Genomic DNA, 20980 nt, shown 5'->3' with positions numbered 1-20980 from the left:
CACTCAACTCTCGGTGCGGGTCATGGATCGGGTGTCGGCGCCGCGGCCGGGCTTGACCTTGGACGTGTCGGACAGCAGCGCGAGGTGAAGCGAGCCGGTCTCGGAACGGAGGATCAGCCGCTCCGCGTCGTGCTGGTCGACGGCCATGGTGACCAGCACGCCGACCTGCTGGCCGCCGGCCGCGGCGGCATCCTTGGCCGACGCTGCGTCCTTGACCGGAGCGCCGCCGATGGCGAGCACCTCGACACGGGGCAGCAGCACGCGGGTGATCTGGATGTCCCCGCGCTTCTTGGGGAGGCCGTCGCCGGTGGGCCGGCCCTGCGCGTTGCCCTCTGTGTAGGTGTCGAACACGGCCACCTCGGAGCCGGCCTTCACGTACCCCGCGACCTCCTGGGTCACGCCGAGCGAGACGGTGACCGCGACCATGCCGTCCGGGACGGTCAGACCCGACGGGTTGGGCCGGTTCTTGTCGAACATCGAGCGCAGCACGAGCTGGCCGGGCGCGATGTCCGCGACGGCGACCAGCTGCGCGAGGTCCGCGGGGATCTCGCTCAGTACGCCCGCGGGCACGGTGTCGGCCGGCATCTGCTCGGTCCGCAGCAGGCCGGTGTCGACGGCCTTCCCGGCCTCGGTGCCGGCCGGCACCGCCTGATCGGCGATGAGCACGGTCACGGCCTGCTTCCCGGCCATCGCGCGGGCATCCGCGCCTCGGACGTACCAGAAGACCGACATGGTGCCCACCACCGCGAGCAGCAGCGCGAGGCCCAGGACGAGGACGGAACGTTTCATGGTGTGTCTCTTCTCTTTCGTTGCTCAGCCGATGACCTGGACCGTCGTGGCGCCCATGTCCGGCCCGCCGAGCACGGTGTCTGCCGTGGTGACGAGGTCTTTGGTGAAGTAGCCGAAGACGCACTTGGCCGCGCTGGAGGCGGAGGAGCACTTCTTCCGTCCGGTCAGGGTCGAGGTCGCCTTGAAGCCCGCCAGGTCGTAGCCCGTGACCACGAACGCTGCGAACCCGTGCATCTGGTACGTGGCGTTGCTTCCGGTTCCCTGGGCGACGTCGAAGATCGGGATCATGATGGGTTCCCCGGAGGTCCGTGCCACCGACAGCAGCTGCTCGCACGTCGACCCCGACACGCCGGGGTCCGCCGAGAACGACCCGTCGATGTCGACGTCGACCTCGCAGTCGCTGTTGGCCAGCCAGCCGAAGCCGCCGGGAAGGTCTCCGCCCGAGGGACTGCCGGGGCAGGGGATCGGATCGCCGCGGTCCGCCTTGACGGACAGGACGCGCTCATAGCTCGCGTCCGCAGGGGCCGGTGGTGCCGGCGCGAAGTCGACGCCGTCTCCGGTGGCGTACTGCCACTCGCAGAACGAGATCGTCAGCGGGAGCGTGACGGCAGCCCTCGGGCCGCCCCAGGCGGCACGTGCGCAGGCGAGCACGCCACGACCGTCGTAGTCGTCGCCGCGCAGGATCTTGCCGAACGCCGGGGGCAGCACCGTCGAGTCGTCGTCCTGCCGGGTGGTGGTACGGACCTCGACGAAGTTGCCCGGTGCCGGTGGACGGCTACCGAGACACGCGCTGGACTCCGCGTCGTCGGCCGGGCACGGCGTCAGGAACCCGGCGGCCGTGTTTCCGCACACGAGGCTCGCATCGGCCTTGCCATCGCTCGCGTCGTTGTCCCCGGCCAGCTCGGTGGCGATCTGCTGTGCGTCCGGGGCGCAGCCGTCGGCGTCCCCGCAGTCCTGGGCGAGCGCGAGCGCTGCCGCGTCGGCACCGTTCTGGAGCTCGGCCCGCTCGACGTAGAGCATGCCGGTGTCGACGACCAGGGCGCCGATGCCGAGCAGCAGTCCGAGGCCGAGCACGATCGCCACCAAGGTGGACACCGCGCCGCGGTCGTCACCTCGCCGACCGGCGCGGTCGATGATGCGATTGATGGTCCGCTTGATCAGCCGAGGCATCGCATGACTCCTCTACCGGTGAGCTGTACCGACGATCCGATGCCACCGCCGAACATGTCGGCGATGCTCCCGATCGGGGTGGCGAAGGTGAAGTTCTGGTTCGCGAGGACGACCGCATCGTCGGTCGGCCCCGGATTCGCCGGGCAGGCCGTGACCGAGACGGTCACGCCGCTCAGCGGCTCGGCGGCGGCACGCGCCCTGTCCGCGGCGCCCGGCTGTTGAAGAGCTGCCAGACGTACGCCTTCACGAGCTGCCTGGGTGAGCGCGATCTGCGCGTTCAGTGCCCGGCCGAAATCGATGAGCCCGAACAGCACGAGCAGCAGCAGCGGCAGCACGAGCGCGAACTCGACCGCGGCGGCGCCGCGGTCGGCCCGGTCGGGGCGGCTGAGGATGCGTGACATTCGGGTTTCCTTTGAGGTGAGGGTGAGAAGGGTCGAGAGGGCCGACCGGCGGTCGGCCCTCTCGACCAGGCGACTTACGCGGCGGCTCCGCCGGGCAGGGCATTGAGCACGGTGACGAACAGCGCGTTCAGCCGAGGGCCGAGGAGCAGGAGGGTCGCGACGATGGCGACCGCGATCAGGCCGACGAGCAGGCCGTACTCGACAGCGGTGGCGCCGCGGTCGCGGTCCGACGACGTACGGGCGTGGATCCAGGCCGAGAACTGAGTGAAGAGCGAGAGCATGTGAGACTCCTTGTGGATTGACGGTGAAGTGAGTGCCCGACTCGGGCTCCGGGCGTCCCGTAGCCACCCGATGTCTTTACGATCCCGGTTCTCGTGCGGACGCTGTAGCGGGCGAACGGCCATGGTTGGCCGGGGGCCGGACGACCCGTTGTCGTCTCGTGTCGGGCGTTCGGATGACACCCGTCGGGCGCCGACAGACGGTCGGTCATTTCTGCTTCCGCACCCTGGGCCGGGCCGCCGCGCTGCCTTACCGTCGAGGCGTGTACCTGGTGATGACGCTGTGATGGCATCGGTCATGGTGATGGCCGGCTCCGCGGCCGGGGCGCTGCTCGCGCCCTGGCTGCGGGCGCTGGCGTTCCGTCTGTCGGTCCCGTCGGGAGAACCCGATCGGACCCGGTGCCCTGGCTGCGACCGCGAGCTGGTGTCCGACCGGCATCGGCACTCGCTCCTCTCGCCGACCGGCCGCTGTCCCGGCTGCGGGGATCGGATCGGGCCACCGGCCGGCACCATGGAGCTCGCCGCGGCCGCGCTCACCGGTGCCGTCGGGGGCGCGATCGGGCCGCGCCCCGAACTGCTCGCGTTCGCCTTCCTGGCGCTGCTGGCCGTCCCGCTCGCGTTCATCGACATCGCGGTGCATCGGTTGCCCGATCGGCTGACGCTACCGGCGTACCCGATCCTCGCGGGTCTGCTCACCGTCGCGGCGCTCGCCGGCGGCGAGCCGCACCGGATCGCCGGCGTCCTCATCGGCGGGCTGGTGGCCGGCGTGGGCTACCTCGCGCTGGTGCTGATCCGCCCCGACCAGCTCGGCCTCGGGGACGCGAAGCTCGCCGGCCTGCTCGGCCTCGCACTCGGGTGGTGGGGGCTGTCCGCGGTCGTGCTGGCGTGCGCGCTGGCGTTCGTGCTCTCCGGGATCCTCGGGCTGGCTCTGTTGGTGACCAGGCGTGCGAGCCTCGACTCGGACCTGCCGCTGGGGCCGTTCCTGGTGGCCGGCGCCTTCGCGGTGCTGCTCGGGACGACCGGCTGGTAGTCCGCGCCGAGCACTGGCCTCAGCACAGCCTCGCGGCACCCTGATCTTGCGTCTGCCTCTGCGCATTTCCGTCTTTTTGTGGCACCTTAGATGAGGGGAGGGCCAGTAGAAGGGGGTCGCAAGACGGAACCATCAGCTGAGCACGCGGACACCAGCGCGACCCCGGACGCCCTTTCCGATCTCGTCGATCGCGCCACGGTCCTGCTCCACGATGCTGCGGCGGACTCGGACGACGTTGCGGAGTTCGTCGAGGATGTCGCGCGTCTCGATCCCGGCGCCGTACTCCGGGAAGCTGGTCTCGGTGATGAGCCGTACTCGTCCCTGGTGAAGCACGCGCGGTCGGTCGTGGTGCGGATCGGCCTCGATGGGACCTGGTCGGTGCTCTCCGATGCGATCATCGATGCGCTCGGCTATTCACCCGACATCGAGCTGCCCTCGGGTCTGCGGGACGCGGTCCACCCGGACGACGTCGACACCGCCGCAGCCGCGCTCCGTGCGGTCCGCGCCCGCGAGCTTCCGGCGGCCCGGACCGACATCAGGGTGCTCGCCGCCGACGGCCGATGGCGGGAGATGGACACCGTCTTCTATGACATGACCGACGTGACGGGAGTGCGGGCCGTGATGGCGTACGCGCTCGACGTGACCGATCAGCGGGTCGCCGAGCGCCGATCCAGGATCGAAGGGAAACGGCTTCGGGCACTCGTCCGGCAGCTCGACGCGGCCGTGGTGGTGGAGGACGAGGACGGCCGGACGGTACTGGCCAACGACACCTTCGCACGCATCTTCGGGCGCTCGAGCGCCGAGGCTTGGGGAGACGTCGAGCGCTCGGAGGTTCTCGGCGCCGTGGCCAGCCGCTGCCGCGAGCGGGCCACGGTGCGCGCCCAGCTCGACGACGTCGCGACCCTCCGCAAGATGTGCCTGGGCTACGGCCTCGAGCTCATGAACGGCCGCAGCCTGAGCCTGGACTTCGTGCCGATCCGTGACGGCGACACCGACCTGGGCGCGCTGTGGTACTTCCGAGACGTCACCGAGATCACCACGACCCAGCACGAGCTCCGCGAGCGCAACCGGGTGCTGACCGAGGCGGCGGAGCTGAAGAACCACTTCGTGGCCGCCGTCTCCCATGAGCTCCGTACGCCGCTGACGGCGGTGGCCAGCTTCACCGACATCCTGGGCGACGCGGCCTCCGGTTCGCTCACCGATCGCCAGCGGACAGCGCTCGACGCGATCGCACGGAATGCGGAGCGGCTGACGAGGCTGGTCGACGACCTGCAGCTGATCACCCAGCTCGAGCGGCACACCCTGCCGATCCACGAGTCACCCGTCGACGTGTCCGAGCTCGTGCAGCTCGCGGTCGATGACCACCGGCCCGCGGCGGACAGTGGCCAGGTGACACTGACCTGCGACATCGCCGACGGCCCGCCGCTCGACGCCGACCCGACCCGCCTGCGCCAGGTGCTCGACAACCTGTTGAGCAACGCCGTGAAGTTCACCATGCCCCGCGGCTCGGTCACGGTCCGGGCCGGATGTGCGGGGTCGAGATGGGTGATCGAGGTGGCCGACACCGGCATCGGCATCCCGGACGACGAGGTTCCCGCCATCACCGACACCTTCATCCGCGGCTCGAACGCCGTGCGGAGACGGTTGTCGGGCAGCGGACTCGGCCTGGCGATCTGCAAGACGATCGTCGAGCTGCACCACGGATCGTTCACGGTCGAGAGCGTCGAGGACCGCGGCACGACGGTGCGAGTCGCGGTGCCGCTGGATCGGGAGCTCCGGTGACCAGGATCCTCGCCATCGAGGACGAGCCGGACGTCGCGCTCGCCCTGCGGATGCTCTTCGAACGCGGCGGCTACGCCTTCGAGCTGGCGACCGATGGACGGGTCGGGCTCCGCAAGGTGCACGACGTACGACCGGACCTGGTGATCCTGGATGTGGGGCTGCCCGAGATGGACGGCTGGACCGTGCTCGATCGGGTGCGCGACTTCGCCGAGGTACCGATCCTGATGCTGACTGCCCACAGCGAGGAGTCGGAGAAGGTACGCGGCCTCCGCGGCGGCGCCGACGACTACCTCACCAAGCCGTTCAACAACAACGAGCTCCTGGCGCGGGTCGAGGCGCTGCTGCGTCGGGCGCGGTCGGCGGGGCGAGGCGACGAACGTACCGGGTCGGGGGTGTACGACGACGGTGTCGTCCGCGTCGACCTCCGGATCCGGCGGGTCGAGGTCGACGGACGGCCGGTCGACCTCACCCGCACCGAGTTCCGACTGCTCAGCGTGCTGGTCCAGCACGCCGGTGCCGTGCTCTCGCCGAGACAGCTGCTGGAGCAGGTGTGGAACGACCCGACCGGGATCGCGCCCGAGCGGGTCAAGTTCGCGGTCCTTCGGCTGCGTCGCAAGCTCGGCTGGTCCGGGGACGCCTCGCCGATATCGGCGTTGCGCGGTGTCGGCTACCGCTACCGACCCCACACCTGACCTGCGGACGGATGAACCGGTCGTGGGTCGGGCCATCCGACGTGGCGGAGGCCCTCGGCGGCCGTCACTAGACTGAGCGGGTGACCGAGACCGACAGCGCCGTCCTCCGGCTGGGCACGCCGCGTGGCCGCTGGGTGCTGGCGACGACGGTGCTGGGCTCCGGCCTGGCGTTGCTCGACTCGACCGTCGTCAACGTCGCTCTCGGCCGGATCGGGGATGATTTCGACGCGGGTTTCTCCGGTCTGCAGTGGACGGTCAACTCCTACACGCTGAGCCTCGCGGCGCTGATCCTGCTCGGCGGCTCCCTGGGTGACCGCTTCGGCCGGCGCCGGGTGTTCCTGATCGGCGTGGTGTGGTTCGCCCTCGCGTCGCTGCTGTGCGGGCTGGCTCCCAACATCGAGCTGTTGATCGCCGCGCGGGGGCTGCAGGGGGTCGGGGGTGCCCTGTTGACGCCGGGGAGCCTGGCGATCATCGCGGCGTCGTTCCATGTCGACGACCGGCCCGCGGCCGTGGGCGCCTGGTCGGGGTTCAGCGGTGTCGCGGCCGCGGTCGGACCGCTCGTCGGGGGCTGGCTGGTCGAGATCGACTGGCGGCTGGTCTTCCTCATCAACGTCCCCGTCGCGGTGCTCATCGTCATCGTCGCCTTGCGCTACGTCCCGGAGAGCCGAGACCCGGAGGCCGGCGGACGGCTCGACCTGACCGGCACGGTGCTCGCCGCCGCCGGACTCGGCGCTCTCACCTTCGGACTCACCCGGGCGGGCGAGGTGGGCCTCGTCGGCTCCGTGGCGGCGACGGCCGCGGTCGGAGCCGCCTGCCTGGTCGCCTTTGTGGTCGTCGAGGCCCGCTCGACCCATCCGTTGGTCCCGCTCGAGCTGTTCCGCAATCCTCAGTTCAGCGCGGCCAACGCCGTGACCCTGCTCGTGTACGCCGCGCTCGGCGTGATCTTCGTGCTGCTCGTCCTCCAGCTCCAGATCGTCAGCGGCTGGTCGCCGCTCGCGGCGGGGTCGGCGCTGCTGCCGGTGACCGTGGTGATGCTGCTCTTCTCGGCCCGTGCGGGCGCGTTGGCGCAGCGCATCGGTCCACGCCTGCCGATGACCCTCGGGCCGCTGCTCGCGGCCGGTGGCGCGCTCTGGATGGGGCGGATCGGCCCCGATGCGTCGTACGTCCTCGACGTGCTCGCGCCCGTCCTGCTCTTCGCCGTCGGGCTCACCCTGCTGGTCTCGCCCCTGACCGCCACCGTGCTCGACGCCGCCGACGACCGGCATGCCGGCATCGCCTCGGGCGTCAACAACGCGGTCGCCCGAACCGCCGGGCTGCTGGCTGTCGCCGTCATCCCGGCGGCGGTCGGGATCGCCGGCGACGACTACACCGACCCACAGACCTTCGACGAGGGCTACGGCATGGCGATGCTCATCAACGCCGGCCTGCTGATCCTCGGCGCGGCGCTCGCGGCGGTGTTCGTACGGCGTCCGCTCGCCGCCGAAGCGGAGCCGGACGAGCACCGCGTGCACATCGAGACGTGCGCGCACTGTGGTGTCACCGGCCCGCAGCTCCACCCTGCCGACCACGATCTCTGAGGCCCTACCTGGTGGCATGACCCGAGCGGCATCCGGTTACCGGACTCCCGTGGATGCTCCGTGGTGGCGTGAGGCCGTGACGTACCAGATCTATCCGCGCTCGTTCGCCGATGCGGACGGGGACGGCACCGGCGATCTCGCCGGCATCACCTCGAGGCTGGAGTATCTGGCCGACCTCGGCGTCGACGCGATCTGGCTCTCGCCGTTCTATCCGTCGCCGCAGAGCGACTACGGGTACGACGTCGTGGACAACCGCGACGTCGACCCGCTCTTCGGGTCGCTCTCCGATGCCGAGCATCTGCTGGAGAGGGCTCACCAAGTCGGTTTGCGGGTGATCATCGACCTGATCCCCAACCACACCTCCTCGGCCCACCCGTGGTTCGCCGAGGCGCTCGCGGCCGGCCCCGGCTCGGCCGAGCGGGATCGCTACATCTTCCGCGACGGCCGAGGGCCGGACGGCGACGAGCCGCCGACCAACTGGCGCTCGGTCTTCGGCAGTGGGGCGTGGACGCGGGTGGAGGACGGACAGTGGTACCTCCACATGTTCGACCAGGAGGAACCCGACCTCAACTGGCGCAATCCCGAGGTGGCCGAGGAGTTCCGTTCCGTACTCAGATTCTGGCTGGACCGTGGCGTCGACGGGTTCCGCGTCGATGTCGCCCACGGCCTGATGAAGGACCTGCGCGACCAGAAGGTCCCGGAGGGATACTCACCGAACTCCGACCCTGCGGTGATGTACGACGCCGGTGTCGAGGACGACCCGATGTGGGACCGCCCCGAGGTGCACGACGTCTACCGCGACTGGCACAAGATCGTCGCCGCCTACCCCGGTGATCGGATGCTGCTCGCCGAGGCGTGGACCCAATGGCCCGCGGACCTGCGCGGCTACCTGCGTACGGACGAGTTCGACCAGGCGTTCAACTTCCTGTGGCTGCAGTCAAAATGGTCGGCGGTGGAGTTCACCGAGGCGATCATGTCCACCCTGCAGGCGCTGGAGCCCTCCCGAGCCTGGCCGACCTGGGTGCTCTCCAACCACGACGCGGTCCGCCATCGGACCCGTTACGGCGACGGCCCACAGGCGCTCGCCCGCGCCCGCGCGGCGACGCTGACGATGCTGGCACTGCCCGGGTCGGCGTACCTCTACCAGGGCGAGGAGCTCGGGCTACCGCACGTGGAGCTGCCCCCGGAGCACCAGCAGGACCCGTGGGCGAAGGGCGGCAACGGCCGCGACGGCTGCCGGGTGCCGTTGCCGTGGAGCGGTGACGCCCCGCCGTTCGGCTTCAGCCCCGGCGACCAACAGCCCTGGCTGCCGCAGCCGGTCCAATGGGCCGACCTGACCGTGGCCGCCCAGACCGGTCGGCCGGGCTCGACCCTGGAGTTCTACCGGGCGGCCCTGGCCGCGCGCCGCCGCTACGCCCGCGGAGCCGGCGGCGAGGTGAGGTTCCTCGACGCGCCGGACGGCGTCATCGCCTTCCGTCGCGGCCGGTTGAGCGTCTTCCTCAACTGCGGTACGGCGCCCACGCCGCTGCCCGACGGTGACGTCGTGATCTGCAGCGGCGAGCGGCCGGTCTCCGATCTTGCGCCGGACGACGCGGTCTGGATCCTCACCGGCTGACGCAGAGACCTCAGCGGCGGTAGACGCGCGCCTCCCACGGGGCCATCACCGGGCCGCTGCCGCTCCCGATCACGAGCTCGCCGCGGCTCTCTCCGACGAGCTCGCCCAGTTGCGCCTCGGAGCTGCTGAAGTTCGCGAGCACGACCAGCTGCCCGCTCTCGTGGCGCCGGCGGAAGGCGAAGATCTGCGGATGGCTGTCGGACAGCAGGGTGAAGTCGCCGTCGACCACGGCCGGGTCCTCGTGGCGCAGCCGGATCAGCCGGCGGTAGTGCGAGAGCACCGAGTCCGGGTCGTCGACCTGTGCGGCGACATTGATCTCGGCGTAGTTCGGGTTGACCGCGAGCCACGGCGTTCCGGTGGTGAAGCCCGCGGAGGGGGAGGCGTCCCACTGCATCGGCGTACGCCCGTTGTCGCGGCACATCGCCCGGAGCGAGCGCATCACGTCCTCGGGATCCACGCCGAGAGCGACCGCCTCGTGGTAGTAGTTCACCGCTTCCACGTCATCGACCTCGTCGATGGAGGTGAACGGGAAGTTCGTCATCCCGATCTCGTCGCCCTGATAGACGAACGGGGTGCCCCGCTGCAGGTGCAGCACGGTCGCGAGCAGCTTGGCCGACTCGGCTTGCCAGCGGCCGTCGTCGCCGTACCGCGACACGACTCTCGGCTGGTCGTGGTTGTCCCAGTAGAGGCTGTTCCAGCCCACGTCCGCCAGACCCTCCTGCCAGGCCGCGAGCCGATCACGGAGTCGACCGAGGTCGAAGGGGCGTACGTCCCACTTGAACGTGCCGTGATCGATCTCGACGTGCTCGTAGTGCAGCACCATGTCGAGCTCGCGGCGGGCCGGGTCGGTGTACTTCCGGCCCTCTTCGACCGTCGTCTCGCCGGTCTCACCGACCAGCAGCAGGTCGCGGTCGTACCGGTCGAAGACCTCGCGGTGCATCTCGGCGAGGAACTCGTGCACGCGCGGGCCGTCGATCACCGACTGCCGCATGTTGCCGTAGCGCTGCCCGGGGAGGACCGGTGCCTCCGGAAGCTCCGGGTCCTTGGAGATCAGGTTGACCACGTCCATGCGGAAGCCGTCGACGCCGCGGTCCAGCCACCAGCGCAGCACCTCGTAGACCGCATGCCGCACCTCGGGGTTCTCCCAGTTCAGGTCCGGCTGCTTCTTGGTGAACAGATGCATGTAGTAGGCGGCCCTGCCCTCGCTGTAGGTCCAGGCCGGACCGGAGAAGAACGAGCCCCAGTTGTTGGGCTCGTCGCGCCACCAGTACCAGGCGCGCTTGGGGCTCTCGGGGCTCGAGCTCGACTCCAGGAACCAGGGATGCTCGTCCGAGGTGTGGTTCGCGACGAGATCCATCACCAGCTTCATCCCGCGCTGGTGGAGGTCGGCGATCAGCGCGTCGAGCTCCGCGAGCGTTCCGTACGTCGGGTCGACATCGTGATAGTCGCTGACGTCGTAGCCGTTGTCGGCCATCGGCGAGGGGTAGACGGGGGAGATCCACAAGACGTCGACCCCGAGCCACTCGAGGTGGTCGAGACGCTGCCTGATCCCGCGGAGGTCGCCCACGCCGTCACCGTTCCCGTCGGCGAAGCTGCGCGGGTAGACCTGGTAGACGACGGCGGATCGCCACCACCCGGGGCCGGTGCGCCCAGCGGGTGCGGGGACGCTCGATGGTGTGCGTTCTCCTTCAGCGGGTGCCAGGTGGGTCATGATGTGCGCGGTAACCGTGCGGGCCGCCACGCATACGCGCCGCCCACGGGCCGGCGATAGCGTGGGCGCATGGCACTGACCCACGACTACAAGGTCTCGGTGGAGTGGACGGGCAACCGTGGCACCGGGACGAGCGGCTACCGCGACTACGCCCGAGACCACGTCGTACGCATCGAGGGCCTGCCCGACATCCTGGGCTCCGCCGATCCGACCTTCCGCGGCGACGCGAGCCGGCACAACCCCGAGCAGCTGCTGCTGACCTCGCTGGCGCAGTGCCACATGCTCTCCTACCTGCACCAGGCGGTGACGGTGGGCGTGGTCGTTCTCGACTACCACGACGCCGCGACCGCCACCATGGAGACGCAGGGGACCGGTGGCCGGTTCACCCGGGCCGTGCTGCACCCGGTCGTCACCGTCGCCGAGGCTGCGATGATCGAGCCCGCGACCTCCGCCCATCACCAGGCCCACCTGGACTGCTTCATCGCGAGCAGCGTGAACTTCCCGGTCGACGTCGAGCCGACCGTGATCGTCGGTGGACTGACGGCGTAGCGATGGTGGTCGGCCCGGCTGCCTAGTCGGTCCGAGGGCGAGTCGGGGAACTGGTCTGGGCCCGGACGAGCGATGCCACCACCACGATGTTGAAGACGATCATCACGCACACCAACGCCCGCGCGAGCTGACCCTCGGCGTGGACGTCTCCGTAGCCAACAGTCGTCATGGTGCTCAAGGTGAAGTAGAGAGCATCGGTCCGCGTCTTCAGGCCGACGAGCTCGTCAGGGCGTGCCTGGTCGAGCAGGAAGAAGGTCAGCGACGCCGCCATCACCAGCAGGATCAGCAACATGGCCAGAACCCGCGTGCCGCGACCAGGTGCGCCCCTGCGGACGGAGCCGAGCTCTTTGATCATCACCGCCCCGACGAGCGCGAGCGCCCCCACCGTCACCAGCAGGCTCGCGCCCACGGCCACGGCCGAGTCTGCCGTCCACTTCAGAGGGAAGGCGAAGTAGGCGACCAACAGGCCGCCGAAGGTCAGGATCGGACGCGACCAGGCCTTGGACCGGGGACTCCGCTCATCTGATCGACTGCTCATCACCGGGCTCTCCGCTGGCCAGAGGCAGGCGCCTTTCCCATGGAAGTCTCGATTCATCGTACGAACTGAACCCTCAGGATGCGGTCACGGACGGGGCCGCCGCGTCACCCGTCACGGGTGACACCGGAACCAGCCGGCCAGGATCCGCTGCACCCAGCCCCCTCTTCCGGGGGTAGGGCGGGGGTCGGCCTCGCGACGATGATGACCGCCATGACTCGTTCGACCTCGACCGACGCCCTGCTCGCCGCCCGGGACGCGCTGATCGCCCAGCGCCTGGACTACGCCGAGGCGCTGGACACCTTCCGCTGGCCCGACGTCGGGGCGAGCTTCAACTTCGCCCACGACTGGTTCGACCCGATGGCTCGGGGCAACGACGCTCCGGCGCTGGTCATCGCGGAGTCGGACGGGTCGCGGGCTGCGTACTCCTTCGACGAGCTGGCGCGTCGCTCGGACGCGGTGGCCCGCTACCTTCGGCGTCTCGGCGTCGGCTCGGGCGACAGCGTGGTCGTCATGCTGGGCAACCAGGTCGAGCTGTGGGAGACGATGCTCGCGGCGATGAAGGTCGGTGCGGTCCTGATGCCGACGACGACGGCGGTCGGCACCGCCGAGCTGGTCGATCGGCTCGCCCGGGGCCGGGCCAAGGCCGTGGTCTGCAACGCCGAGGACGCGGACAAGTTCGACGGCGTCCCCGGTGACTACGTACGGATCGGCGTCGGGCTCGGCGCGGGGGAGCGGGACGGCTGGAACGACTACGCCGCGGCTGCCGCCGAGGCGCAGGAGCCGCTCGAGCACCCGGGCAACGCGACCTCTGACGCGCTGCTCCTCTACTTCACCAGCGGCACCACGAGCCGCCCGAAGCTGGTCGAGCACACGCACTACACCTACCCGGTCGGGCACCTGTCCACGATGTACTGGCTCGGGCTGCGCCCCGGCGATGTCCACATGAACATCTCCAGCCCCGGGTGGGCCAAGCACGCCTGGTCGAACTTCTTCGCGCCCTGGCTCGCCGGCGCGACCGTCTTCGTCCTCAACTATGCGCGCTTCGAGGCGGCCACGCTGCTGCAGCGGATCCGGGAGGAGCACGTCACCAGCATGTGCGCTCCGCCGACGGTGTGGCGGATGCTCATCCAGGCCGACCTCTCCGGCGGCTGCGGGTCGCTGCGCGAGGCGATCAGCGCCGGTGAGCCGCTCAACCCCGAGGTGATCAGCCAGGTCCACCAGGCGTGGGGCCTGACCATCCGGGACGGCTTCGGGCAGACCGAGATGACCGCGACGGTCGCGAACAGCCCGGGCCAGCCGGTACGTCCGGGCTCGATGGGCCGCCCGTTGCCCGGCGTCCCGGTCGTGCTGGTCGACCCGATCGAGGGGACCGTGATCGAGGGGCCGGGTGAGGGTGAGCTGTGCCTCGACCTCGCCGCCCGGCCGGCCACGCTGATGACGGCCTACCGCGATGACGAGAAGCGGACGGCCGACGCAATGCGCGGTGGCTTCTTCCACACCGGCGACGTCGCCAGCCGCGACGAGGAGGGCTACATCACCTACGTCGGCCGCACCGACGACGTCTTCAAGGCCTCCGACTACAAGGTCTCGCCCTTCGAGCTGGAGTCGGTCCTGATCGAGCACCCCGCGGTGGCCGAGGCGGCGGTCGTACCGGCACCGGACCCGGTGCGGCTGGCCGTCCCCAAGGCGTACGTCTCCCTCACCGCCGGCCACGAGCCGACGGCCGAGACCGCCCGGGCCATCCTCGAGTTCGCCCGCGACCACCTGCCGCCCTACCTGCGGGTGCGGCGCCTGGAGTTCTTCGACCTGCCCAAGACGATCTCGGGGAAGATCCGGCGCGTCGAGCTCCGGGTCCGTGAGCAGGACGTGGTCGACCAGCGGCCGCCGGGGGAGCACCGCTACGAGGACTTCTTCTCCCGTCAGTCCTGAGCCACCAGGCGCCGGACGCTCTCGACGACGATCTCCCGGCACCGAGCGCGGCTCGGCCGGCGCACCAGGGCCAGCTCGGGGGTGTGGAGGTGCCAGCTCATCGCCAGCGCGCGAACCTCGGTGAGCAGCTCGAGCGGCGAGTAGGCCGTCGTCAGCTTCCCCGCCTGCTGCGCCTCCTTGATCTTGGCCAGCTTGGCGTCGTTGGAGGCGACGATCGCCGGGAGCTTCCCGGTCGGGCGCTCGAGCTGGTACCAGGTCGTCAGCCGTAGCGTCGTGGGGAAGCGCTCGTAGAGGTCGAAGGACCGTCCGGCGTAGGCGGGCAGGTCGGTGGCGTCGAACTCGACCTCGTCGACGAACGCGAGCACCCGGTGGGCGAAGACGGCGTCGAAGAGCTCGTCCTTCGTGCCGAAGTACTTGTAGATCAGCGCCTTGTTCGCCAGCGCCGTCTCCGCGATCCGGTCGACGCGCGAGCCGGCGATGCCGTACGCAGCGAACTCGGCCTCGGCGGCGTCGAGGATGCGGATGCGGGTCGCCTCGGAGTCTCTGGCCATGCGTCCAGCCTAAAGCAAGTAACTAGTTAGTTGCATTTCGTGGCCTTCAGTGCTTCACTGAAATAACCAACTCGTTAGTTACTTAGGAAGTGCATACATGTCTTCGACACCCCCGCGCGCCGGTGCCCGTCACCGGGCGGTGGTCCTGATGGTGATCCTCGGCTGCCAGCTGATGATGACCCTCGACGCCTCGATCGTGACCACGGCGCTCACTCACATCAAGGCGGAGCTCGGCTTCACCGACTCGTCCTTGTCGTGGATCCAGAACGCCTACGTGCTCGCCTTCGGCGGCCTCCTGCTGCTCGGCGCACGAGCCGGTGACCTGCTCGGCCGGCGCCGCGTGTTCATCGCCGGGACGGCGCTCTTCACCGCGGCCTCGCTCCTGGCCGGACTGGCGTCGTCGGCCGAGCTTCTGATCGTCGCGCGCACGCTGCAGGGGCTGGCGTCGGCCTTCGCGATCCCGTCCACGCTGGCGTTGCTGATCACGAGCTTCCCCGAGCCCGAGGAGCGCACCCGGGCGATCGCGATCTACAGCGCGGTGATCGGTGCCGGCGCGAGCGTGGGGATCATCGTCGGCGGCCTCTTCACCGAGTACCTCTCCTGGCGCTGGGGTCTCCTGGTCAACGTCCCGCTCGGGATCCTGATCCTCGCCCTCTCACCGCGTTACCTCCCCGAGACCGAGTCCCGGCCCGGCCGGGTCGACATCCTGGGAGCGCTGAGCGTCACCGTCGGGATGTCGGCGCTCGTCTACGGCCTCGTCGAGGCTGCCGAGATCGGCTGGGGCAGCGCCCGAACCCTGCTTCCGCTGGCGGCGTCGGTGGTCCTGCTCGTCGGGTTCGTGCTCATCGAGCTGCGGGCCTCGCAGCCGATCGTGCCGATCCGGCTTTTCTTCAGCGTGCAGCGGTCTGGGGCGTACCTCGGCCGGATCCTGATCGTCGGCGCGATGTTCTCGACGTTCTACTTCCTCTCGCAGTATCTCCAGAACGTACGTGGCCTCAGCCCGCTCGCCACCGGACTCGTCTACATCCCGATGACCGGCATGTTCTTTGCCATGGTCTACGCCGTGCGCTGGGCCGGACCGAGGATCAGCAAGCCTGTGCTGCTGCTGACCTCCCTGGCCACCGCGGGGATCGGCATGGCCTGGCTGAGCCGGATCGACGCGACGACCCCGGTGGCGTCGATCCTGCCGCCGCTGCTGGTGCTGGGCATCGGCCAGGGCATCGCGATCATCCTGCTCACCGACTTCGGCATGGCCGAGGTGGACCCGGGTGACGCCGGCGCCGCCTCCGGCCTGGTCAACACCGCCCACCAGATCGGTGGCTCGGTCGGACTCGCGCTCCTCACCGTGGTGTACGGCAGCGCGGTGCACCATGACGCCGCGCCGGGCGCCGTCGCCCAGGCCCATGGCTATGCGACCGTCTTCGAGGTCGCGACGGGCTTCTACGCCCTTGCCGTGATCGTCGCCGTGGTCATGCTCACCGCCCATCGGCGTGCCAGCAGGTCGACCGCGCCGGTCACGGTCGCGGCCGCCAGCTGAGCCTTCAGGGACGGACCGTCAGGCACTGCGTACTGACGCCGAAGGCGCCCTGCTCGTCATGGAGCACGGACGTGGTCACACCGGCGCCCTCCGGGCCGAACGAGACGGTCGTGTCGAGCCCCAACCAGCCAGGAGCCGGAGCCCGGAACAGGTGCGCGGTCAGGTCGAGGTTGGGAAAGCTGACGGCCTTCGGGTCGACGCGGACGGCGACGCCGTTGGTGATGTCGAGCAGCCCGGCGACCTGCGCCAGCCGGCTCACTTCCTCGTCGGCGACGAGGGGGTGAGCCGTACGTACCCAGGACTGCGCCCGCCCTGGGCCGAGGTCTTTGCGACGCACCTCGACCGAGGCGATGAAGCCCCCGTCCCACAGCGCGGTCATGTCCCAGGCCGGCACCTCGTCCGGTGCCGGCATCGGTGGGTGACGGGTGCCCTCGAGCTCCGCGGTCGGGTAGCCGGCGGTCAGCCAGGCACGCAGGAGCACGACGGGCCGGCCGCCATGGCACGCCCGCGCCTCGACGAGCTCGATCGTGCGCCCGGCGCGGAGCACGGTGACCTCGAGGTCGACCGGCTCGAGCGGGACGGTGCCGAGGATGTCGTAGCTGACTCGGGTGATCTGGAGTCCGTCGTCGCGGCGGGCATCGCGGTCCCGCTCGACCTCGTGCGCGAGCACCCCGAGCAGGGTGGCGATGTGCTGCGTGTCCAGGTCCCAGGCGCCGCCGACGTGCTCGGTCGGGGTGAAGGTACGCGGACCGGTCCGGTGCCAATAGCTCATCAGCAGCTCAGAGGCCGAGAAGCGCGACGCTCTGCTCGCGCATGTCGATCTTGCGTACCTTGCCGGTGACGGTCATCGGGAACTCGTCGACGATCAGCACGTAGCGCGGTGCCTTGTAGTGGGCGAGCTTGCCGCTGGCGAAGGCGCGGACGGCCTCGGCGTCCAGCGGCTCGGCGCCGGGGCGCATCCGGATCCAGGCACAGAGCTCCTCGCCGTACCGCTCGTCCGGGACGCCCACGACCTGCGCCTCGGCGATGTCGGGATGGGTGAAGAGGAACTCCTCGATCTCGCGAGGGTAGATGTTCTCGCCGCCACGGATCACCATGTCCTTGATCCGGCCCACCACCACGCAGTAGCCGTCCTCGCGCATGACCGCTAGGTCGCCGGTGTGCATCCAGCCGTCGGCGTCGATCGCGTCGGCGGTCTTCGTCTCGTCGTCCCAGTAGCCCAGCATCACCGAGTAGCCGCGAGTGCAGAACTCGCCCGCCGTGCCACGCGGAACCACCTCACCGGTGGCCGGGTCGACGATCTTGATCTCGACGTGCGGCGCGGCCCGGCCGATCGTCTCGGTGCGACGCTCGAGGTCGTCGTCGGTGCGGGTCTGGCAGGAGACCGGTGAGGTCTCGGTCATCCCGTACGCGATCGCGACCTCGCTCATGTGCATCTCGCTGACGCACCGCTTCATGACCTCGATCGGGCACAGCGCGCCGGCCATGATCCCGGTACGCAGCGTCGAGAGGTCGTAGGAGGCGAAGTCCGGGTCGTTCTGCATCGCGATGAACATCGTCGGCACACCGTACAGCGCCGTGCACCTCTCGTCCTGGACCGTCTGCAGGGTCGTCGCCGGGTCGAAGCCGGGGCCCGGGATGACCATCGTCGCGCCGTGGGTGGTGCAGCCGAGGTTGGCCATCACCATGCCGAAGCAGTGGTAGAAGGGCACCGGGATGCAGAGCCGGTCCTGCTCGGTGAAGTGGATCGTCTCGGTGACGAAGAAGCCGTTGTTCAAGATGTTGCGGTGCGACAGCGTCGCGCCCTTCGGGAACCCCGTGGTCCCGGAGGTGTACTGGATGTTGATCGCGTCGTTCGGGTCGAGCGGGTAGTCGACGTGATCGGCCAGCCGCTCGCCGCGGCCGGCGGCCAGCAGCGCATCCCACTGCGGCGTACCCAGGAAGACGGTCTGCTCGAGAGCGCCGCACTCGCCCTCCACCTCGCCGACGAGCGAGACGTAGTCGCTGGTCTTGAACTCGGTCGCGCTGATCAGCAGCCGCACGCCGGACTGGTTGAGCGCATACGCGAGCTCGTGGGTCCGGTAGGCGGGGTTGATGTTGACCAGGATCGCGCCGATCTTGGCCGTGGCGAACTGGATCATCGTCCACTCGGCGCAGTTCGGCGCCCAGATGCCGACGCGGTCACCCTTGCCGATGCCGGCCTTGCGGAGGCCGACCGCGAGGGCGTCTACGTCGGCATCCAGCTCGGCGTAGGTCCAGCGTCGTCCGGTGGCGATCTCGACGAGTGCCTCACGGTCTCCGTGGCGGGCGACGGTGCGCTCGAAGTTGGTTCCGATCGTCTCCTCGAGCAGCGGGACGTCGATGTCGCCACGAGCCGACGAAGCGGTGATGGATGAGGTCTCGGTCATGCCGCGAGCATGACCGAGACCACGGTGGCAGCCACACCCCCGAAGGAGGGTGAGCGGTGCCGGATCAGGCGAGTGCGGGCTCCGCGTCGAGCTCCACGCGGCTCGTCTCCTTGGCCACCAGCAGGCAGCCGATGCTCAGCACGGCCAGGGCGCTGAGGAAGTACGCGATGCCGTCGGTGCCCCACCTGGCCAGCAGGTCCTCGGCGATGACCAGCGGGACGGCGCCGCCGAGGATGCCCGCGATGTTGTAGCCCAGGCCGGCTCCCGTGTAGCGGTACTTCGCCTGGAACATCTCAGGCAGGAACGCCGCGATCGGACCGTAGTTGAGGCCGAGTACGCACAGCATCAGGCTGTTGCCGAGGGCGAAGCTCGCGAAGCTGCCCGGCTCCATGATGGCGAAGGACAGCGGGCCGGCGACGAGGCCGAAGGCCGCGCCGATGAGCAGGACCACGCGGCGGCCGAGGACGTCGGAGAGCCACGCGGAGGCGATCACCGTCACGCTCATCGCGAAGGCCGCGACGATGACGCCGAGCAGGGCCTGGCTCATGCTCAGGCCGAGGGTGCCGACCGCGTGCGCGACCATGAAGCTGGCGCCGGTGTAGAAGGCGCCGAAGACGACGGCCATGATGCCGCCGCTGAGCAGCACCTGCCGCCACTGGTCACGGATGCAGCCGACGAACGGAAGGGCGCTGCGGGTGCCTGCCGACTGGACCTTCTTGAACGATGGCGTCTCGGCGATCTTCAGCCGGACCCAGAGGCCGACCGCGATGAGGACCGCGCTGGCCAGGAACGGGATCCGCCAGCCCCAGGCCGCGAACGCGGCGGGCTCCATCAGCCGGAAGGTGGTGAGCATGGCTGCCGCGGCGAGGATGAGCCCGAGGCTGGGGCCGAGCTGCGGGAACATGCTGTAGCGCCCGCGCTGGCCGCTGGCGGCGTACTCGGTGGTGAGGAGTGCGGCGCCCGCCCACTCGCCGCCGAGCGCGATGCCCTGCAGTGCGCGCAGCAGAACGAGGATCACCACGGCGCCCTTGCCGATCGACTCCACGCTCGGCAGCAGGCCGATCGCGAAGGTCGAGGTGCCCATGATCATCAAGGTGGTGATCAGCGTGGCCTTGCGGCCGATCCGGTCGCCGTAGTGGCCGAAGAGGATCGCCCCCAATGGTCGGAAGACGAACGCGACGCCGAAGGTCGCGATCGAGGCCAGGGTGCCCTCGGGGCCACCCATGGACGGGAAGAAGACGGCATTGAAGACCAGGGCCGCCGCGAGCCCGTAGATGAGGAAGTCGTAGAACTCGATGGTGGTGCCGGTCAGTGACGCCGTCGCGACGCGGCGCATGGTGCGCCCGTCGACCTCGGCTCGGTTAGCCGCGATTTGGGCCATGATCGTGCCTCCTACTCGGATGGGTGAACCGAGTGTGGGACTGACATCACCTGTCCGATACCCCCGGACGAGTGCCCTCGAAAGAGGGGGTACGCCTCTTGTTGCTTGTGATGGTCGTCACTTACGCTCAACGCCATGAGCACCGCAGCCATCGCCCCAGAGGCGCCGTACGACGGGTCCCGGATCGCCCAGACGCTGGCCTCCTTCCGGACCGCGTCGGGGCTGGATCTCGCCTTCGGTGGCCCGGTGCGCGGTGACGGCACGGCCATCGACATCACCGCGACCTGTGGCGCGAAGGGCGCCTCACTGCGCGGGCTGCGCGTGGTCAACGGGGAGGGCTTGGGCGGCAAGACCCTGCAGACCCGGCAACCCGGGTCCGTCGACCACTACTACACCGCCCGAGGGATCACCCACCTCTACGACACCGCCGTCGCTCAGGAGGAGATCCAGACGGTCGCCGCCCTGCCGATCCTGGTCGACCGGGCCCCGCGGATGCTCATCTACCTCGCCTCCCGGTCGCGGCTCGGTCTCGGCGGTGTCTGGTTCGACTCGCTGCGTCCGCTGATCCGCACCCTCGAGCGCGAGATCCTGATCGACGACGAGGTACGCAACCGGCTCTCGCGGCTGGCGCCCGCCCCGAGCCGGGCTCCGAGCCCGGACGAGGCGGCAGCCAAGCGCGATCTCGCCGAACGCAGGGAGATGGCGGCCGAGCTCACCGATCTGGCCGGCCAAGTGCTCGACCCCGAGGTCCGCAGCCGCCTCGAGGCCATGGTCCTCCGGCTCACCGCCGCGCCGGGGGAGAAGCAGCCGGCTCAGCTCGCTCCGGCCGTACGTCTGGCCGCCCGCGAGCTCGACGTACTCCGTCAGGTCGCGCTCGGGAGCAGCAACCGGCAGGCCGCCGAGGCCCTCGGGATCGTGGAGAGCACGGTGAAGTCCTACCTCAAGAGCGCCACCCGCAAGCTCAACGCCAACAACCGCGTCCACGCCGTCCGCATGGCGCGCGAGGCCGGCCTGATCGACTGATCACGTCGCGTACGCTCTC

20 protein-coding genes are annotated in these 20980 nt (G+C 69.9%); 9 read left to right on the top strand and 11 right to left on the bottom strand.

From position 1 onward, the window contains the following. Positions 1–3 precede the first annotated feature (3 nt). From cpaB to ABTX24_RS17555, 4 genes are all read right to left on the bottom strand, one after another. Positions 4–789 carry a Flp pilus assembly protein CpaB gene (gene cpaB / locus ABTX24_RS17570; protein WP_350841325.1) on the bottom strand — a complete coding sequence of 262 codons (786 nt, stop codon included), beginning with the start codon at positions 787–789 and terminating at the stop codon, positions 4–6. A gap of 24 nt (positions 790–813) precedes the next feature. Beyond that, entirely contained in the window at positions 814–1959 is a 1146-nt protein-coding gene (locus tag ABTX24_RS17565) for a pilus assembly protein TadG-related protein (protein WP_350841323.1), read from the bottom strand. Beyond that, a complete protein-coding gene (locus ABTX24_RS17560; protein ID WP_160023427.1) occupies positions 1947–2360 on the bottom strand; it encodes a TadE/TadG family type IV pilus assembly protein in 414 nt (137 codons plus the stop codon). Before ABTX24_RS17560 ends, ABTX24_RS17565 begins: the two co-directional genes overlap by 13 nt. Positions 2361–2434: 74 nt before the next feature. Continuing rightward, on the bottom strand, positions 2435–2641 hold the full coding sequence (locus ABTX24_RS17555; RefSeq protein WP_160023429.1) for a Flp family type IVb pilin: 207 nt from the start codon (positions 2639–2641) through the stop codon (positions 2435–2437). 283 nt (positions 2642–2924) lie between these two features. On the opposite strand from ABTX24_RS17555, the gene ABTX24_RS17550 reads away from it, so the two are divergent. Next, a complete protein-coding gene (locus tag ABTX24_RS17550) occupies positions 2925–3668 on the top strand; it encodes a prepilin peptidase (RefSeq protein WP_350841321.1) in 744 nt (247 codons plus the stop codon). Positions 3669–3800: 132 nt separating this feature from the next. On the opposite strand, the gene ABTX24_RS17545 is transcribed toward ABTX24_RS17550, so the two are convergent. After that, positions 3801–4001 carry a hypothetical protein gene (locus tag ABTX24_RS17545; RefSeq protein WP_350841319.1) on the bottom strand — a complete coding sequence of 67 codons (201 nt, stop codon included), beginning with the start codon at positions 3999–4001 and terminating at the stop codon, positions 3801–3803. Between ABTX24_RS17545 and ABTX24_RS17540 the strand changes: the two genes are divergently transcribed. The 4 genes from ABTX24_RS17540 to ABTX24_RS17525 all read left to right on the top strand — a co-directional run bounded on the left by ABTX24_RS17540 (position 3993) and on the right by ABTX24_RS17525 (position 9334). Further along, on the top strand, positions 3993–5450 hold the full coding sequence (locus ABTX24_RS17540; protein ID WP_350841317.1) for an ATP-binding protein: 1458 nt from the start codon (positions 3993–3995) through the stop codon (positions 5448–5450). The genes ABTX24_RS17545 and ABTX24_RS17540 overlap by 9 nt on opposite strands. Further along, complete coding sequence (locus ABTX24_RS17535; RefSeq protein ID WP_350841315.1) at positions 5447–6142, top strand: response regulator transcription factor; 696 nt, start codon at positions 5447–5449, stop codon at positions 6140–6142. The genes ABTX24_RS17540 and ABTX24_RS17535 overlap by 4 nt, the downstream gene beginning before the upstream one ends. A gap of 80 nt (positions 6143–6222) precedes the next feature. Further along, positions 6223–7719: an MFS transporter gene (locus tag ABTX24_RS17530; protein ID WP_350841314.1), complete on the top strand. Its 1497-nt coding sequence runs from the start codon at positions 6223–6225 to the stop codon at positions 7717–7719. A 16-nt stretch (positions 7720–7735) separates the two neighbouring features. Further along, positions 7736–9334, top strand: coding sequence for a glycoside hydrolase family 13 protein (locus ABTX24_RS17525; protein WP_502891090.1), 1599 nt, complete (start codon positions 7736–7738; stop codon positions 9332–9334). A 10-nt stretch (positions 9335–9344) separates the two neighbouring features. Here ABTX24_RS17525 and ABTX24_RS17520 read toward each other — a convergent pair whose 3' ends face one another. Further along, positions 9345–11045, bottom strand: a complete 1701-nt coding sequence (locus tag ABTX24_RS17520; RefSeq protein ID WP_350841310.1) for an alpha-glucosidase — start codon at positions 11043–11045, stop codon at positions 9345–9347. Between the two features lie 69 nt (positions 11046–11114). On the opposite strand from ABTX24_RS17520, the gene ABTX24_RS17515 reads away from it, so the two are divergent. After that, on the top strand, positions 11115–11594 hold the full coding sequence (locus tag ABTX24_RS17515) for an OsmC family protein (protein WP_160023444.1): 480 nt from the start codon (positions 11115–11117) through the stop codon (positions 11592–11594). Between the two features lie 22 nt (positions 11595–11616). On the opposite strand, the gene ABTX24_RS17510 is transcribed toward ABTX24_RS17515, so the two are convergent. After that, positions 11617–12132, bottom strand: a complete 516-nt coding sequence (locus tag ABTX24_RS17510) for a potassium channel family protein (protein ID WP_350841308.1) — start codon at positions 12130–12132, stop codon at positions 11617–11619. Positions 12133–12342: 210 nt separating this feature from the next. Between ABTX24_RS17510 and ABTX24_RS17505 the strand changes: the two genes are divergently transcribed. After that, positions 12343–14061: an AMP-binding protein gene (locus tag ABTX24_RS17505; protein WP_350841306.1), complete on the top strand. Its 1719-nt coding sequence runs from the start codon at positions 12343–12345 to the stop codon at positions 14059–14061. Here the strand turns inward: ABTX24_RS17505 and ABTX24_RS17500 are convergent. Next, a complete protein-coding gene (locus ABTX24_RS17500; protein WP_350841304.1) occupies positions 14052–14612 on the bottom strand; it encodes a TetR/AcrR family transcriptional regulator in 561 nt (186 codons plus the stop codon). The genes ABTX24_RS17505 and ABTX24_RS17500 overlap by 10 nt on opposite strands. 97 nt (positions 14613–14709) lie before the next feature. Here ABTX24_RS17500 and ABTX24_RS17495 point away from each other — a divergent pair, with 97 nt between their 5' ends. After that, positions 14710–16149 (top strand): MFS transporter, encoded by a 1440-nt coding sequence (locus ABTX24_RS17495; protein WP_350841302.1) that lies wholly within the window; start codon positions 14710–14712, stop codon positions 16147–16149. A gap of 4 nt (positions 16150–16153) precedes the next feature. On the opposite strand, the gene ABTX24_RS17490 is transcribed toward ABTX24_RS17495, so the two are convergent. The 3 genes from ABTX24_RS17490 to ABTX24_RS17480 all read right to left on the bottom strand — a co-directional run bounded on the left by ABTX24_RS17490 (position 16154) and on the right by ABTX24_RS17480 (position 19938). Continuing rightward, positions 16154–16921, bottom strand: a complete 768-nt coding sequence (locus ABTX24_RS17490) for a thioesterase family protein (protein ID WP_350841300.1) — start codon at positions 16919–16921, stop codon at positions 16154–16156. 7 nt (positions 16922–16928) lie between these two features. Beyond that, a complete protein-coding gene (locus tag ABTX24_RS17485) occupies positions 16929–18557 on the bottom strand; it encodes an AMP-binding protein (protein ID WP_350841298.1) in 1629 nt (542 codons plus the stop codon). 64 nt (positions 18558–18621) lie between these two features. Then, positions 18622–19938, bottom strand: a complete 1317-nt coding sequence (locus ABTX24_RS17480) for an MFS transporter (RefSeq protein WP_160023456.1) — start codon at positions 19936–19938, stop codon at positions 18622–18624. A gap of 135 nt (positions 19939–20073) precedes the next feature. Between ABTX24_RS17480 and ABTX24_RS17475 the strand changes: the two genes are divergently transcribed. After that, positions 20074–20961 (top strand): helix-turn-helix transcriptional regulator, encoded by an 888-nt coding sequence (locus ABTX24_RS17475; RefSeq protein ID WP_350841296.1) that lies wholly within the window; start codon positions 20074–20076, stop codon positions 20959–20961. The last annotated feature ends 19 nt before the right edge of the window (positions 20962–20980 follow it).

Source organism: Nocardioides sp. NPDC127514 (assembly GCF_040302125.1).
GTDB lineage: Bacteria > Actinomycetota > Actinomycetes > Propionibacteriales > Nocardioidaceae > Nocardioides.
The sequence above is the reverse complement of the archived record's forward strand: the minus strand, read 5'-3'. Positions and strand labels throughout refer to the sequence as shown.

Bases quoted from the DNA above. Each gene is read 5' to 3' on its own strand.
- cpaB (WP_350841325.1), bottom strand. From the start codon at position 789: ATGAAACGTTCCGTCCTCGTCCTGGGCCTCGCGCTGCTGCTCGCGGTG.
- ABTX24_RS17565 (WP_350841323.1), bottom strand. From the start codon at position 1,959: ATGCCTCGGCTGATCAAGCGGACCATCAATCGCATCATCGACCGCGCC.
- ABTX24_RS17560 (WP_160023427.1), bottom strand. From the start codon at position 2,360: ATGTCACGCATCCTCAGCCGCCCCGACCGGGCCGACCGCGGCGCCGCC.
- ABTX24_RS17555 (WP_160023429.1), bottom strand. From the start codon at position 2,641: ATGCTCTCGCTCTTCACTCAGTTCTCGGCCTGGATCCACGCCCGTACG.
- ABTX24_RS17550 (WP_350841321.1), top strand. From the start codon at position 2,925: ATGGCATCGGTCATGGTGATGGCCGGCTCCGCGGCCGGGGCGCTGCTC.
- ABTX24_RS17525 (WP_502891090.1), top strand. From the start codon at position 7,736: ATGACCCGAGCGGCATCCGGTTACCGGACTCCCGTGGATGCTCCGTGG.
- ABTX24_RS17520 (WP_350841310.1), bottom strand. From the start codon at position 11,045: ATGACCCACCTGGCACCCGCTGAAGGAGAACGCACACCATCGAGCGTC.
- ABTX24_RS17515 (WP_160023444.1), top strand. From the start codon at position 11,115: ATGGCACTGACCCACGACTACAAGGTCTCGGTGGAGTGGACGGGCAAC.
- ABTX24_RS17510 (WP_350841308.1), bottom strand. From the start codon at position 12,132: ATGAGCAGTCGATCAGATGAGCGGAGTCCCCGGTCCAAGGCCTGGTCG.
- ABTX24_RS17505 (WP_350841306.1), top strand. From the start codon at position 12,343: ATGACTCGTTCGACCTCGACCGACGCCCTGCTCGCCGCCCGGGACGCG.
- ABTX24_RS17500 (WP_350841304.1), bottom strand. From the start codon at position 14,612: ATGGCCAGAGACTCCGAGGCGACCCGCATCCGCATCCTCGACGCCGCC.
- ABTX24_RS17495 (WP_350841302.1), top strand. From the start codon at position 14,710: ATGTCTTCGACACCCCCGCGCGCCGGTGCCCGTCACCGGGCGGTGGTC.
- ABTX24_RS17490 (WP_350841300.1), bottom strand. From the start codon at position 16,921: ATGAGCTATTGGCACCGGACCGGTCCGCGTACCTTCACCCCGACCGAG.
- ABTX24_RS17485 (WP_350841298.1), bottom strand. From the start codon at position 18,557: ATGACCGAGACCTCATCCATCACCGCTTCGTCGGCTCGTGGCGACATC.
- ABTX24_RS17480 (WP_160023456.1), bottom strand. From the start codon at position 19,938: ATGGCCCAAATCGCGGCTAACCGAGCCGAGGTCGACGGGCGCACCATG.
- ABTX24_RS17475 (WP_350841296.1), top strand. From the start codon at position 20,074: ATGAGCACCGCAGCCATCGCCCCAGAGGCGCCGTACGACGGGTCCCGG.